Origin of the sequence: Chromohalobacter sp. (assembly GCF_039830575.1) — a bacterium.
GTDB lineage: Bacteria > Pseudomonadota > Gammaproteobacteria > Pseudomonadales > Halomonadaceae > Chromohalobacter > Chromohalobacter israelensis.
Window position 1 is genome coordinate 1 of sequence record NZ_JBDOOX010000009.1, and the last position, 13954, is coordinate 13954.

14 protein-coding genes are annotated in these 13954 nt (G+C 55.7%); 11 read left to right on the forward strand and 3 right to left on the reverse strand.

The window, feature by feature from the left end:
- Positions 1-194, forward strand: a 194-nt coding sequence (locus ABGX75_RS06985; RefSeq protein WP_347411447.1) for a hypothetical protein, incomplete at its 5' end; no start/stop codon positions are given.
- Entirely contained in the window at positions 191-709 is a 519-nt protein-coding gene (locus ABGX75_RS06990) for a hypothetical protein (RefSeq protein ID WP_347410648.1), read from the forward strand. The genes ABGX75_RS06985 and ABGX75_RS06990, both read left to right, overlap by 4 nt.
- A 614-nt stretch (positions 710-1323) precedes the next feature.
- On the opposite strand, the gene ABGX75_RS06995 is transcribed toward ABGX75_RS06990, so the two are convergent.
- Complete coding sequence (locus tag ABGX75_RS06995) at positions 1324-2256, reverse strand: LysR substrate-binding domain-containing protein (RefSeq protein WP_347410649.1); 933 nt, start codon at positions 2254-2256, stop codon at positions 1324-1326.
- Positions 2257-2385: 129 nt separating this feature from the next.
- Between ABGX75_RS06995 and ABGX75_RS07000 the strand changes: the two genes are divergently transcribed.
- Positions 2386-3480 (forward strand): aromatic ring-hydroxylating dioxygenase subunit alpha, encoded by a 1095-nt coding sequence (locus tag ABGX75_RS07000; RefSeq protein ID WP_347410650.1) that lies wholly within the window; start codon positions 2386-2388, stop codon positions 3478-3480.
- 7 nt (positions 3481-3487) lie between these two features.
- A complete protein-coding gene (locus tag ABGX75_RS07005) occupies positions 3488-4354 on the forward strand; it encodes a DMT family transporter (protein WP_347410651.1) in 867 nt (288 codons plus the stop codon).
- 145 nt (positions 4355-4499) lie between these two features.
- Here ABGX75_RS07005 and ABGX75_RS07010 read toward each other — a convergent pair whose 3' ends face one another.
- A complete protein-coding gene (locus tag ABGX75_RS07010) occupies positions 4500-4733 on the reverse strand; it encodes a hypothetical protein (RefSeq protein ID WP_347410652.1) in 234 nt (77 codons plus the stop codon).
- A gap of 316 nt (positions 4734-5049) precedes the next feature.
- Here ABGX75_RS07010 and ABGX75_RS07015 point away from each other — a divergent pair, with 316 nt between their 5' ends.
- The 6 genes from ABGX75_RS07015 (at position 5050) to ABGX75_RS07040 (ending at position 10664) form a co-directional block, all read left to right on the forward strand.
- Complete coding sequence (locus tag ABGX75_RS07015; RefSeq protein WP_035414653.1) at positions 5050-5907, forward strand: ABC transporter substrate-binding protein; 858 nt, start codon at positions 5050-5052, stop codon at positions 5905-5907.
- A 62-nt stretch (positions 5908-5969) separates the two neighbouring features.
- Positions 5970-6638: an amino acid ABC transporter permease gene (locus tag ABGX75_RS07020; RefSeq protein WP_301968044.1), complete on the forward strand. Its 669-nt coding sequence runs from the start codon at positions 5970-5972 to the stop codon at positions 6636-6638.
- 19 nt (positions 6639-6657) lie between these two features.
- On the forward strand, positions 6658-7398 hold the full coding sequence (locus ABGX75_RS07025) for an amino acid ABC transporter ATP-binding protein (RefSeq protein ID WP_248287043.1): 741 nt from the start codon (positions 6658-6660) through the stop codon (positions 7396-7398).
- Between the two features lie 3 nt (positions 7399-7401).
- The gene (locus ABGX75_RS07030) at positions 7402-8070 is read left to right on the forward strand and encodes an amino acid ABC transporter permease (protein WP_035414656.1); all 669 of its coding nucleotides are present in this window, start codon (positions 7402-7404) and stop codon (positions 8068-8070) included.
- Between the two features lie 680 nt (positions 8071-8750).
- The gene (locus tag ABGX75_RS07035; protein ID WP_040239198.1) at positions 8751-8954 is read left to right on the forward strand and encodes a cold-shock protein; all 204 of its coding nucleotides are present in this window, start codon (positions 8751-8753) and stop codon (positions 8952-8954) included.
- Between the two features lie 495 nt (positions 8955-9449).
- Complete coding sequence (locus ABGX75_RS07040; RefSeq protein ID WP_347410653.1) at positions 9450-10664, forward strand: hypothetical protein; 1215 nt, start codon at positions 9450-9452, stop codon at positions 10662-10664.
- Positions 10665-10681: 17 nt separating this feature from the next.
- Here the strand turns inward: ABGX75_RS07040 and ABGX75_RS07045 are convergent, their stop codons facing one another.
- Positions 10682-12562 (reverse strand): monovalent cation:proton antiporter-2 (CPA2) family protein, encoded by a 1881-nt coding sequence (locus tag ABGX75_RS07045; RefSeq protein WP_347410654.1) that lies wholly within the window; start codon positions 12560-12562, stop codon positions 10682-10684.
- Between the two features lie 391 nt (positions 12563-12953).
- On the opposite strand from ABGX75_RS07045, the gene ABGX75_RS07050 reads away from it, so the two are divergent.
- Positions 12954-13901: a DUF808 domain-containing protein gene (locus ABGX75_RS07050; RefSeq protein ID WP_347410655.1), complete on the forward strand. Its 948-nt coding sequence runs from the start codon at positions 12954-12956 to the stop codon at positions 13899-13901.
- The last annotated feature ends 53 nt before the right edge of the window (positions 13902-13954 follow it).

Consider the following 13954-nt stretch of genomic DNA (forward strand, 5'->3'; position numbering starts at 1 on the left):
TTGAAACGGATAAAGGCGTTGTCTGGGTTGATCGCTACAGACTGAAAGACACGGTTATTTTTAGTGACCGCGAAGGTGATATAATAACTGCTGAACAACTTTTCAATAAGATAAAAGGTAACCGGTTTAGGTATTTGAGAAAGTTCATCCCGCGTGATAAAGCCGCTGAAGCTCCAAAGGAGGAGAGGGGATGAAAACCTGGAAGAAATTTTTTCTTTATCTTTCTTTGTTTTTTCTAGTCTTTTTTTGTGCTCAGTATTTTTCTTTGAGTTACAGCTATGTTCAGGTTGAGGGGTACTTGAAGTCGTTGCTTGCTGTGTCAGCTATGGTCTTTACGATCATGGGTATATGGATTGCTTTTTTATATCCCAACGCATTGAGAAAAATTGTAAACCCCTCAAAAGTGGAATATGCTGACTTTGGTGAATCACTAAGTGAGACGAAAAGGTTAGAAGGTTTGGTGGGTAGTGTCCTTAGATCTTCTTTTGTGGTTGTCGTAATAATGCTTGTTTTTTTGAGCAAGATTATTTTTCAGTCGGCGGTGGTGAGTTTTGATATTGAACTGGTGAAGAGTGCTGTTATCTCTTTGGTGGTGGTTATTACGCTTCTTCAGTTTGAGTCTATATATTATGTAATGTATAGCAACATTATGTTCATCAATGAGCTGCATAGTAAAAGAGAAGATCGGGAGGCTGATGATGATATTTAGTTTGCTTGAACCAAGGAAGTGGCTCAGAATTTTAGTTATTTTATATGAGAGTTATTGGTTGCGCTATTGTATGTATAGCGAAGGTGGTTAACTGATAAGGATACCCGTGAGGTCACTAAGGTTAAGCAAATTTTCTACCTTTTTTGTAAGCCCTTTCTCCGGTGTTTTGAGCCATTTCTTGAGCCCGGCATAGGAGTTGTGTTGCACTCTGGGTGCGGGCGTTTGGTGTTGTAGATGACGAAGTGGTAATCCATTGTCTTGGCCCTAAATGTGTAGCACTCGTCTGACAGCATGCAATGTAGACGCTCGACGAATCCTTTGATTAGAGGCCGTCGCATCTCAGCTAGGCACATGCCAATATCAGTCACCACTCGGGGTATCCTGCTGGAAATAGCTTGATGATATGTCGTTTTGTCTTCGTACAGCCTCATGGCCAACCCGCTAATCCGGTACCACACTCCTGCAGGCATCTTATGTACCTTGTTAAACAGTCAGGTCCTTGAGACCAATAGGGCGGCTGGTACCACGTACTCCCAGTTATTTCTTTTGCTGCCATCATCACCCTTATGGCGAGGGAGGCGACCCCCACGTAGCAGTCATGTGCCCTACTATCTTCACCTTCTATTGATGGGTGAGTCTTCCATGATCGGCGGCTTGATAGGGTCACCGGAGGACATCGCAGCACCGGCTCTGTCGCGTTGGACTTCGTCATGCAGCCATCGGCGAAAATGTGGAAAGCAGGAATGCATAGGGCGGTGCCGCGAACGAACCAGGTAGTGGCGCTTCGGCATTCTGATCCATTGGCTGGCGAGCGTGACCAAGTCGCCTCGCTCCAGCCAGGGAGCCACGTGCGTGTAGCGTCCGAGCACCACGCCCATGCCGTTGACCGCCGCTTCCGTCAGCGAGCTGGTGTCGTGTAGCTCTATGCCTGATCGCATAGCCTCGCCCATTACCTCGTCTCCAAACCAACTCGACCAGAGATTGTCAGGGTCGGGGAGACGAGGCCAACGTGCCGGATCTTGAGCATTCAAGCCCATTTGTTCGACCACATCTGGGCTGGCTACGGGGATTACCCACTCGTCAAAGAGCGGTTCCACCTCGATCTCCGGCCAGTCTCCCCGCCCAAACCTCAGTGCTGCCGTGACATGCCCATGAGCGAGATCGCTGAGCTGACTGCTGGTCTCGATGCGAATGCGTGCGTCGGGACAGCGCAACTGGAACCGTTTGAGGCGCGGCATCAGCCAGCTGGAAGCAAACCAGGGCATGACACTCACGGTAAGTGGCCCTTCTTGCCCTGTCTCCGGGTGCAACGCCATTTCAATGGCCTCGATCGGATCAGAGATGCGGTCCTTGAATCGCTGCCCTTCACCCGTCAGCGCCATGCCATGGGGGGTTCTGCGCAACAGCTTGACCCCCAGGCGCTGCTCCAACTGGCGAAGGCGGTGGCTCACGGCACTAGGAGTCACGTGCAGCTCTTCCGCTGCCAGCGTCAGGCTGCCCGTCCTGGCGACAGCCAAAAAGCTCTGTAAGTGCACGATTTCTTTCATGTTTTGAGCCTGGTTCAAAGCTGATTGAAAAACTCTCGGTTGTTCCATAAGGATACGTTTGTATATTTATAGATGCCACTTAAGAAGTTTCTGTATTTTCCGTTATTGTGCGCTTATGGGACGATTGTTATGAGTGAAATATTTTCAAGTTATGATGTGGGAGAGTCGTTCTTTCCTGATGCTTATGCTTCTGAAAGGTGGTGTGAAAGAGAGAAGGCTCGTTTGTTCAAGGAAAAATGGCTCATGGTGGGTAGAGAAGAGGATGCCCGTGATGACGGCGATTTTTTCTGCCTCGATATTTTGGGAGAAAGCATTTTTATAGCTAATTCAGATAACAATATAAGTGCTTTTTATAATGTCTGCCCACATAGAGGAATGAAGCTTCGAGAAGGTCAGGGTAACAGTGCCAGCGTCGTTTGCCCATTTCATGGATGGGCTTTTTCCAACGACGGGGAAATTTTCTCGCATCCCGGGGTTAGGGATGGTGAGGAGGGTTTTGATAACTGTCTGCATGGTTTGAAGAAAATTCACTGTGAAGTTTCGGGAGGCTTCGTATGGGTTAATTTTTCGAAGCACCCTGCTCCTTTGAGAGATCAGATTGGTAGCCTTGAAGAGGATGTTTTGGCACCTTTTGATACTGGTGGGTTGACTTGCTATAAGATAAAAGAATCATTTCTGCAAGCCAATTGGAAGCTTTATTTGGAAGTGGGTATGGAGAATTTGCATATCCCATTTGTACATAGGGCATCGATAGGTAAACAGGACCTTTCTCGCGTAAAGACTTCAGGAGAGTGGCAGTGTCTGGAAATGAAAGGTGCCGAAACTGCTTCTCTACCGAGACATCTAAAGGGTGAGTTAAGGAATATTGAGTCGCTTGACCGTAAGGTAACAAGGTTTTGCCTTGTTTACCCTAACCTATTCATTGTCGCGACCGTTGATTCAGTATGGTGGGCACAGACGTGGCCCGTATCGCCCGAAACGTGCGTCGTGAAATTCGGGTTTTGTGTACCTAAGAGCTCTTTTGAACGTGATGATTTTGAAGAAATCATAAAGCCCTATGAGCGCCACTGGTCTCAGGTGATAAGCGAAGACGAAGCCATCATTCAAAGGCATCAGAAAGGTCTCAAGCAAGCCAGTTCGGTTTTCTATACCCGCTATGAAAAAGAAGTGGAGAAATTTCATGGCTGGTTGAAACGCGCCTTTGTCGAGCCCCAGTCGATATAGAGAATCTATGCAGAAAACTAAATGGGTTTATACGTTTCTGGCAGTAGCGGTGCTGGCCATATCGACGACAGCGCCGCTGGTTAAGCTGGCCGATGCCACCGCGCCAGTGATTGCCTGCTACCGGATGCTTTTCGCGACTTGCCTGGTAGCGTTTCTGGTTCTGTCCGGTCGAGACTCCTTGCTGAAAATAGATGGTAAGCGATTGGCCTATTGCGCGGTGGCTGGCTTTCTTTTAGGGCTGCATTTCATTACTTGGTTTTCCTCTCTAGATTATACGTCGGTAGCTAGCTCGGTGACCCTTGCCACCATGCAGCCTCTTTTTGCCTTCATCATTGGATACTTTCTCTACCACGAACGTCTGAACCGTGGCGCCGCGCTGGGTGCGATGGTATCGGTACTGGGGGGCATCATTATCGGCTGGGGCGACTACCGGGTGTCGGGGATTGCATTATGGGGGAATTTGCTTGCTCTTTCTGCAGCGTTCCTTGCCACTGTCTATTTTTTCGTGGGTCAGCATGCGCTGAAAAGTGTCAGCCTCAATGTCTATACTTTCTATTGCTACGGCTTTGCCGCCATTGCCATTGCCTTGTACTGTTTGGTGACGGGGAATGCCCTTTCAGCCGTCAATCGAGATGACCTGCTCATCTTCTTTCTGCTCGCGCTGTTGCCGACCTTGCTCGGGCATTCCGTGCTCAATTATTGCACTCGGTTTATCAGCGTCTCCCTGGTCTCCATGGCGATGCTCTGCGAACCGGTTGGGGCTTCGATACTGGCGTGGCTGCTACTGGGCACATTGCCGACGGTGACTCAGCTTGTCGGTGGGGCGTTGACGGTTCTCGGAGTTCTGTACTTTCTCCGTAAACGCAGTAACTGAATTGCATGGCGCTTTTGCTGAGTGCCCAGCTGGCCTTGGTTGATCGGTTGCCATCGTATGCAGCGATCATGATCGACCATCTTGAATCCTATAGGCAGCACCGAACGCCGCCCGATCGGCGGCGTTCAGTACCACGGGGGCGAGTTCACGAATCGGGGCAGGCCATGCCACGTGCATGAGGGCGCTTCCATAGCCACGCCTGCACGCCCATGCCTGATAGCGCCACGAGCCCGGCGACAATGGAGAGCGTGTCGACAGGCATCTGCAGCGCCAGGGCGAACCCACCGAGCGAGGCGCCAAGGGCGCTGCCGAGATAGAGCGCGGATTCGCTCAAGGCCACCGAGAGATTGCCGTCGCCCTGTGGTTCGCGAGCTTTCATCAATCGTTGTTCTGGGGCACCTGCAGTGCCCAGCCCACGGCACCCCAGAGCGTGATGGGGATCAGAGCCAGACAGGGGCTGATGCCGAGTAGCAGTGGCAGGGGGCCCTAGGCTGCCCCAGCGGAGCTCACCAAGGTGAACGGCATCAGTGATGGCCGGAGGAGGCGCGTGCGAGCGGACTGTTGTGTGGGCTTGAGCCCTCTATTTAGCGCCATAAACCACGTAGATCAATACTCGCGGTGTATTGACAGTCGTGGAACGACGCGCTCATATTGATTTGACGACATAACAATCCCCATCAACACGCGAGACGATCATGAATAGAATAAAAGCATCGCTCCTGCCTGCCGCCCTTATGGGAACAATAGCCATCGGCAGCGGATTGGCCACGACCGCTTTCGCACAAGATCCTTATACGGTCGGTGTAGAGGCGTCTTTCCCCCCTTGGGCTTATGTGGAAGCGGGGGAATTCAAGGGGATCGCTATCGATGCTATGGAGGCGATCGCCGAGGAGGCCGGTATCGAGATCGAGTTCCAGGATATGCCATTCCCGTCGCTGATCCCGGCACTCGCGGCGGAAAAGATCGATGTTCTCGCCACCGGTCTTACAGTTACTGAAGAGCGTAGTGAGAATATCGATTTCACCATTCCTTGGTGGGAAACCAACGATGTGGTGCTGGTACCCGAGGATTCCGACCTGAATGTCTTCACCGCCGTGTGCTGCGGGGCTCGCGTAGGCGTGCAGGGCGGCTCTTCCCAGCAAGCCTGGATGGAAGAAAACGTTGTGAATTCCGGCGATATCGATGTCGAGCTGGCTAAGTACGATAATTACGTTACCGCAGTTGATGACATGGCAATTGGGCGCATCTCCTCAGTCATTGTCGACGACACCTCCGCTCAAGAATACATCAATGCCGGCAAGCCAGTGAAAATGGCGGGCAAGATCTTTATTCGTGCTCCCTTGGCACTCGCGGTGTCCAAGGGCGACCCTCAAGAGATCCTGGGCGACCTGAACCAGGGCATCCTCGCCATTTACGAATCCGGTGAGTGGGGCAAGATCGTTGAAAAGTACATACCCGGCGTCACCGTACCCGCGATTCCGGGCCATATGCCCGATTTCGTCGATACTTACCAGAAACCAGTGGCCGGTCTTCCCGAGCTCGGTAACGAATAAGTCGCTGTGACGGCGGGCGCTTTCCCGGTAGGGAAAGCGCCCGTTACGTTAGGGAAGTCGGTATGGATATCTACGATGTATTACTGCGCGATTTTCCCTTCCTGCTGAAGGGGCTTGGGGTGGCCATTGTGCTGTTGGTCGCTCTGTTGATGATCGGTTTCGTGCTGGGCCTGGGCATCTGCCTGGTCCAGCTCTATGGCCCCAGGTCTCGGCTGGTGCAGTGGCCGCTGATGCTCTACGAGCGCATCTTCCGGGGCGTGCCGATTATCATCATGCTGTTTATCTTCTTTTATGGCATCTCGGGTGTTTGGGACATCTCGGCCTTCGGTGCCGCGGTTTTGGCCATGGGATTGCGCTCGGCGGCCTACCAGTCGCAGATTTTCCGCAGCGCCTTCCAGTCGGTGCCTGCCGGGCAAATGATGGCTGCCCGGGCCATGGGGATGTCCAAGATCAAGGCGATTCGCCACATCGTTTTTCCTCAGGCGGGGCGGCATGCCATCGGCCCCTGGACCAACGAATTCTCCTCGCAGATCAAGGAGACCTCCCTAGCCTACGTCATCGGTGTGGTCGAGCTGACCCGTCAAGCGCATTACATCATCACCAGCACCCAGGGCAACGTGCTGACTGTGTTTGCCGTGGTGGCTCTTCTGTATTTCATCCTCAATCGGGCGGGCAACAGCCTGCTGTATGCCTTCGAACGCAAGCTGGCCGTGCCCGGTTTCGAAAAATAACGCGAGAGGAACGCCAAGAATGGCCGACGATCTGATTCTGGACGTGCAGGATATCAAGAAGGCCTACGACGGCTTGGAGGTACTCAAGGGCATCGGCTTCGGGCTGCGCAAGGGGGAAACCAAGGTGCTGATCGGGCCCTCTGGCTCGGGCAAGAGTACTCTGTTGCGCTGTATCAATTACCTCACCGTGCCGGATGCCGGGCGCATTTATCTCAATGGTGATGAGGTATTGGACACCAATATCGATGCCATGCGCGCACGCATGGGTTTCGTCTTTCAGGACTTCAACCTCTTTTCGCACCTGACGGTGCTCGACAACGTGCGTATTTGCCAGGTCAAGGTCAAAGGCACGGACAAGGCGGTGGCTACCCAGCGTGCACATCGCGAGTTGGAACGGGTCGGCCTGAGCGACAAGGCCGATGCCTACCCGGCCGAGCTATCCGGCGGCCAGCAGCAGCGTGTTTCCATCGCGCGGGCACTTGCCATGGATCCTGACGTGCTGTTGTTCGACGAACCCACATCGGCGCTGGATCCGGAATTGACCGGCGAGGTGGTAAGGGTGATGCAGCAGTTGGCGGTCGAGGGCATGACCATGGTGGTGGTGACCCACGAAATGAGCTTCGCTCGCCAGGCTGCTGACGAGATCATTTTTATGGAGAATGGACACATCATTGAGCAGGGCCCGCCGGAGGCCATGTTCACCGAGTCCACGCACGAGCGGACCCGGGCCTTCCTCAACGTCATAGCGGAGCACGGGTGAGCCATGTGGGAATTCATCGAATTCGGCATCGAGTGGCTGCCCGAGCTGCTCATGGGCGTGCCGGTCACGTTGTCGCTGTGGGTGATCGCCATTAGCCTGGGGTTTTTCCTCGGGCTGGTGCTTTGCTGGGCGAGGGTCTACGGAAACCGGCTCTTCTACTGGATCAGCACCGCTTACGTGGAACTATTTCGCGGTACGCCGATGCTGGTGCAGATGTTCTTCATCTACTTGGGGCTTCCTCATGTAGGCATCGTTTTTGATGCTTTCACCTCGGCGGTGATCGCCATCACCCTCAACAGCGCCGCCTACCAGGCGGAATACTTTCGTGGGTCGGTGCTGTCAGTGCCCAAGGGCCAACTGGTGGCGGCGCGATCCTGCGGCATGACCCAATGGCAAGCGATCCGCTACATCATGCTGCCTCAAGCGCTTCGCCGGGTGATTCCGCAGTGGTCTAATGAGGCGATCATCGAGCTCAAGTTCACCTCTATCGCCTACACCATCGGCGTAGTGGAGATCACTGCCATTGCCTCGGATATTGGTTCGCGAACCTTGGACTTCTTTATAGTCTTCCTCTGGGCAGGGGTGATTTACTTGGTGCTCACCTCCACGGTGGCTAGTCTACTGGGGCTCCTTGAGCGACGCACCTACGTTCCCGGAGTGACCAATATATGAAGCAAATGTGTCGGGTCAGGGGCGACTGAGACTGCCGGAGTTGGTTTGAAAAGGGAGGGGTATCATTTAAGCGTAATCGTCCGTTGATCCTATCTTCCGCTGAAGCCTGGGCTCCATGCACAGGCATCCAAGTGTGGCATGGGGCAGACCGTCATCAGCTCCGCGCGGTGGCTGCGACGGCTAAGGTGTGTTCGAGCATCAGAAACCGGGTGATCTCGTCATCTGAGACAGTCAACACGATCGCGAAGGGCGTCTCGATGGCCTTGCAAAATGATGGCCCGATCTTGTGTCCGCCCCCAGGGCAGCGCGTCATCGTCGCCAGGTCCTTGAGAAGATATGGGAACCAGTGTCATGTGCGTGCCGCCGCAGGGCGTGTGAAGGCGAAGGCAGCCGGGGTGATGGTCGATGATACGGCGGTGACGCCTCAATAATTGAAGGGGGCCGCGGAGCGTGAACTAAGGCTATGACACGCCATATCGCCTCGAGGGGCTTGATATCGATGACCCCATTGACTGCACCTGGCTAACGTGACACGATGCATCCAGTTGGTTAGCAAGTCGCATATGTCAGTTGTACTCGAATCATTCGGTAGTCTGGTTATATCCCTTGTTTGGCCCACTTCATCTGGGGTAGTACCCGGCAATCGTAGTAAAAGCGCTTTTGCGCTAAGGAATTCGAAAATGGCAACTGGCACAGTTAAGTGGTTTAACGACGCAAAAGGTTTTGGCTTCATTTCGCCCGCTGAAGGTGGTGACGATCTGTTCGTCCATTTCTCCGAAATTCAAGCTGAAGGCTTTAAATCCCTGCAGGATGGTCAACAAGTCTCGTTTGACGTGACTCAGGGCAAGAAAGGCCTTCAGGCTTCAAACGTAAAGGCTGACTAACTCTGGGTTAGCTTGCGCTGTCGAGCCGCAAGGCTCCGAGCACCAAAGCCCGCTTCGGCGGGCTTTGGTGTTTCTGCGTGCCAAAAACGCGAGATTTCGCCTGACGTTGAGTTTCCAGCATCGCTACCTGCTACCTGCTACCTGCCTCGCCCACCTTCCACCGCACATGATGAACTGTCTTCCCTGACGCCAGGCCCCTGCTGATACTGGCTAGCGCCATGACTCAAGTGCTTGATGATGAAACCGCCGGTGAGAAAGGGTCGGCGGTGCCCTTGGGGCAAAGGTGATCATCCACGCCGACACAGGTAGCGAGAACGTTCATCCGATAGAAGACCGTTGAGTCAAATACCGGTTACCTGGCAAGTGCCTTGGGCTTTTTTTAATGTCTATAGCGTGAGTCGCGCTAAGCTGATCTTCATCTAAGCTTGGATATGCCAAGGTGGGTTTTACAGCACCCCACTCCCTAATGCACTAGCACGTCGTTGAGGAGCGCTTATGTCCAAGGTTCGGAACGGTGTCTACACCGAACCCGAAGCGAAAGGGAGCCAGGCGGTCAACGCATGCCGAAAGGTGGTGGGCCTGGTACCCGCCCCGGAGATGTCCGCTGAGATGGCCGAACAGGTCATCGACCAGTTGCCCGAACTTCTGGCCAACTATGTCGATGACCGGCTGAGTTGGGAGGTGCAACTGGTCGTCGATCCGTTGATCGGCGCTGCAGAGGCTGCCACCGATATCATCGGGAGTATTCTCGAGTACAAGCGGGATCGACAGTGGGACTACGCGGTCTGTATTACCGATTTGCCGATCGACAGGGACGGGCGCTTCGTAATCGCTGAAACCAGCACGGGGCATGGCCTTGCGTTGATCTCACTGCCTGCCTTCGGCATTACCGCGATACGCCGTCGCCTGAGCGAAGCGATTCTGCAACTGGTCAACGAGTTGCACCATGGCAGTTCGGAAGAGGACCGTGCTCGCCAAGAGCAGCGTACCCAGCAATCCGATAAAGTCCACGAGAGCCTGCGTGGCAAAGGTGCCCGGCAGCTACTGGGTAGGCACCTCTACGAGAAGCTGTTCCCGATACGACGGATAACGCTACCGGGCGAGGGAGAGTCCTTCGATGTACGCTTCATTGCCGAATCAAGGATCAACGGAAGCCTTCGCATCCTGGCAGGCATGGTGCGAGCCAACCGCCCCTGGACCATCTTTCCGGCTTTCAAGCGCGTCATCGCCGTCGCGTTTGCGACCGGCGCCTATGGCCTGGTGTTTCCCACCCTTTGGCAGCTCAGTGCCAATTATGGCCAGCCACGCCTTGTTCTGCTTATGGGAGTGGCCATGGCGGCGATGATCGCCTGGATCATCATTGCCCACACGCTGTGGGAATCGATAAAAAACGCCCAATCACCACGTCTGGTTCGCCTCTATAACACGGTCACTGTCCTGACGCTAAGTGCCGGGGTCGTATTCTATTACGTGATCCTGCTGGGCCTTTTCTGTTTCACGGTCCTCGTTTTCATTCCGGCCAACATGCTGGAAGCACAACTCGGCCACGCGGCCAGTCTTTTCGATTACACCTCTCTTGCCTGGCTCGCGACTTCGGTTGCCACTATCGCTGGGGCCCTGGGGGCCGGACTGGAAGATGAAGAAACCGTCAGAAACGCCACTTACGGCTACCGGCAGCGACGCCGCAACCAGGAAGCGAATAGGCGCTGACAATTCTGTTTTTGTGATCAGCCGTTGTTCCTCGGTGGGGTCCACGCCGGTGCTTCGTCCTCGATTCGCCGTGCGTCTTCCCGCATGGCGTGACCCAGTGACTCTTCGAGCTTCATGAACAACTCCCCGTAGCGCGGGCTGAAGTGGATGCCTTCCTCGATGTTGCGCCAGGCGTTGAACAGTTGATCTTCGTGGGCTTTTTCGCTGGCGACAAAGGATTGGGTCATCCGGCGGGCGCGTTCTGGGTGGACGCCCATGGCGGTGAGAGCATCGCCGCCGAGTTCCAGAGCGGAGTAATAGGTCTCGCTCACCACATCGTCGGCGCCGGCCTCACGCAACTCGTAACCATGGCCGCGGTCGAAAGCGCGGGCCAGCACCCAGACCGCTGGGTAAAGCTGTTTGACGTGACGCACCAAACGTACGGCCCGGTCCCTGTCGTCAATGGCGACGACGAGCAGGCGTGCCTCGGCAATGCCGGCGGTTTCCAATAGCTGGATGCGGGTGGCGTCGCCAAAGTAACTTGTCAGCTGGATCCGGCGCAGGTTTTCGATCTGCTCCAGGGCGTGGTCCAGGGCAACGCTGGGAATGTTGTTGGCGCGAAGCAACCGACAGACGATCTGCCCGAAGCGGCCGACTCCTGCCACGATCACCGGCGCCTGCTCTTCTATTTCATCCGGCTCCACTTCTTCATTGGAGGCCTTCTGATAGCGTGGCAGCACCACCCGGTCATAGACAATGAACAACAGCGGTGTCAGGAACATGGACAGAGCCACCACCAATGACAGCATCTGCGCGGTGTCCGCCGGGATCACTCGGTTCTGGGTGCTGTAGGTCAGCAGCACAAACCCGAATTCACCGGCCTGGGCGAGCCCGAGGCTGAATAGCCAGCCTTCACTGCTGCGGATTCCAAAAGCGAGCGCCAGGCCAACCAGAATCAGCGCCTTGCCAATGATCACCGCCAGGGCGAGAAGCAGGACGGTATGCCAAGACTCCGCCAGAACGCCGAAATTGATCCCCGCGCCCACGGTAATGAAGAACAGCCCCAGCAGCAGCCCTTTGAACGGCTCGATATTGGCTTCCAGCTCGTGCCGGAATTCGCTGTTGGCCAGCACGACACCGGCCAGGAATGCGCCAAGTGCCGGCGACAGGTTGACCAGGCTCATCAGCGCCGCGATGCCGATAATCAGCATCAGGGATGTGGCGGTGAATACTTCCCGCATGCCGGACTGCACCACGTAGCGGAATAGCGGCCGGCTCAGGTAATGGCCGCAGACAATCACCAGCACGATCGCACCGACCACGGCCAGCCCATGCGCCCAGCCCGGCAGGTTCTCAACCAGGCTGAGGCTGCTGTGTCCGGGCTCTGCATCGATGGCAGAGATTCCGGACACGGCCAGCAGCGGGATGACGGCCAGCATGGGAATCACCGCAATGTCCTGGAAGAGCAGCACTGAGAAGGCACTCTGGCCACCTTCGGTTTTGACCAGGCCCTTTTCGGTCAGCGTCTGCAGGACAATCGCGGTTGAGGAGAGGGAGAAGAGAAACCCTACCGCCACGGCGGTTTGCCAGGCCATCCCCAGCGACCAGGCAAAACCGGTGGCGACGGCGGCGGTCAGTGTGACCTGCAGGCCGCCGAGGCCGAGCAGCCGGTTTCGCATGGCCCAGAGGGATTTGGGGTCAAGCTCCATCCCCACCAGGAACAGCATCATCACCACGCCGAACTCGGCAAAATGCTGAAGGGTGACCGTCTCCTGGCCCACCAGGCCGGTCATCGGCCCTATGACGACACCGGCTACCAGGTAACCGAGTACCGACCCCAGCCCGAACCGCCTGGCCAGTGGCACCGCGATTACCGCGGCCACCAAGTATATAAACGCCTGAACAAAGTAGTCAGTCATCAGTCATGTCCGTGGACCGGGAATCAGATATCGATTCTTCTAAGCCTAGATCAATGGCTGCATTTTGCTTCCGGTTTCGAAAACGGGGACAGAGCTGATTTTCGGGCCTTCGTCCTTCCCCAGGCGGCCTTTTCTCCGCTTCGCTACGTCAAGGTCGCTGCCACGCTGACCCCGGCTCGTGAGCTGCCTCTGAAGGTTGGATACCAACCGATGCAAGGGCGGTTAACGAGCCGGGGTTTTGCTTTTGTGGCCTTGCAGACCGCTGCAGCGCCCGTCGTACGCAAGCGGACTCCGGAAAAATCCTCACCCAGCCCCGTCCCTCGTATGATTCACGGGGGATGGCAGCCATGTGCTTTACTGTCGTTACCTTTTATTGATGCAGGAGGCTTCCATGATCGGCGGCTTGATAGGACTACTGGATGACATCGCCGCATTGGCGAAGTTGTCCGCAGCATCACTGGATGATGTGAGTGCCGCCGCTGGGCGTGCGACGGCGAAGGCGGCCGGGGTGGTGGTCGATGATGCGGCGGTGACCCCGCAGTACCTGCAGGGGGTAACGGCGGAGCGCGAACTCTCGCTCGTGAAGAAGATCGCGATGGGGTCGATCCGCAACAAGCTGATTTTTATCCTGCCGGTGGCCTTGCTGCTGAATCACTTCTTGCCCGGGCTATTGCCGATCATCCTGATGGTGGGGGGGACCTACCTGGCTTTCGAGGGCGCGGAGAAGGTCTGGCACAAGCTCTCCGGGGAGCAGGATGACGACAAGCCGTCGGTCGAAAAGGGGCCGGAGGCCGAGAAAAAGATCGTCAGCAATGCCATTCGGACCGACCTGATTCTGTCCGCCGAGATCATGGTGATCGCGCTTTCCGCCGTCTCCCATCAGGGATTCTGGTCACAGCTGGCGAGCCTGGTGGTGGTCGCGTTTTTCATCACCATTCTGGTGTATGGCGTGGTGGCGCTGTTGATCAGGATGGACGATCTCGGCCTGAAGCTCGCCCAGCGCGATAGCTCGGGGATGAAGAAGCTGGGCCGTAGCCTGGTGACTGCCATGCCCAAGGTGCTGACAACCATCTCGGTGGTGGGCACCGTCGCCATGCTCTGGGTCGGCGGGCATATCCTGCTGGTCAACCTGGGGGCCGATGGCACGGGCTGGTTCAACGCGCCCTATGCGTGGGTACACCATGTCGAGCAGGGCATCGCCGAGGCAACCGGTGGCCTGGGCGGCATGCTGGGCTGGAGCTTCAATACGCTGTGCTCTGCGTTGATCGGCTTTCTGGTGGGCTCGATCGTCGTGGGTGTGCTGCACTTCATGCCCTCCAGGAAGGCGCAGACCGAATAGGTACGCGCCGAGAAGGACGTATCAGGTCTCACAGAGCCCGCCACTTGGCGGGC

Bases quoted from the DNA above. Each gene is read 5' to 3' on its own strand.
- ABGX75_RS06990 (WP_347410648.1), top strand. From the start codon at position 191: ATGAAAACCTGGAAGAAATTTTTTCTTTATCTTTCTTTGTTTTTTCTA.
- ABGX75_RS07035 (WP_040239198.1), top strand. From the start codon at position 8,751: ATGGCAACTGGCACAGTTAAGTGGTTTAACGACGCAAAAGGTTTTGGC.
- ABGX75_RS06995 (WP_347410649.1), bottom strand. From the start codon at position 2,256: ATGAAAGAAATCGTGCACTTACAGAGCTTTTTGGCTGTCGCCAGGACG.
- ABGX75_RS07050 (WP_347410655.1), top strand. From the start codon at position 12,954: ATGATCGGCGGCTTGATAGGACTACTGGATGACATCGCCGCATTGGCG.
- ABGX75_RS07030 (WP_035414656.1), top strand. From the start codon at position 7,402: ATGTGGGAATTCATCGAATTCGGCATCGAGTGGCTGCCCGAGCTGCTC.
- ABGX75_RS07045 (WP_347410654.1), bottom strand. From the start codon at position 12,562: ATGACTGACTACTTTGTTCAGGCGTTTATATACTTGGTGGCCGCGGTA.
- ABGX75_RS07040 (WP_347410653.1), top strand. From the start codon at position 9,450: ATGTCCAAGGTTCGGAACGGTGTCTACACCGAACCCGAAGCGAAAGGG.
- ABGX75_RS07005 (WP_347410651.1), top strand. From the start codon at position 3,488: ATGCAGAAAACTAAATGGGTTTATACGTTTCTGGCAGTAGCGGTGCTG.
- ABGX75_RS07025 (WP_248287043.1), top strand. From the start codon at position 6,658: ATGGCCGACGATCTGATTCTGGACGTGCAGGATATCAAGAAGGCCTAC.
- ABGX75_RS07020 (WP_301968044.1), top strand. From the start codon at position 5,970: ATGGATATCTACGATGTATTACTGCGCGATTTTCCCTTCCTGCTGAAG.
- ABGX75_RS07000 (WP_347410650.1), top strand. From the start codon at position 2,386: ATGAGTGAAATATTTTCAAGTTATGATGTGGGAGAGTCGTTCTTTCCT.
- ABGX75_RS07010 (WP_347410652.1), bottom strand. From the start codon at position 4,733: ATGAAAGCTCGCGAACCACAGGGCGACGGCAATCTCTCGGTGGCCTTG.
- ABGX75_RS07015 (WP_035414653.1), top strand. From the start codon at position 5,050: ATGAATAGAATAAAAGCATCGCTCCTGCCTGCCGCCCTTATGGGAACA.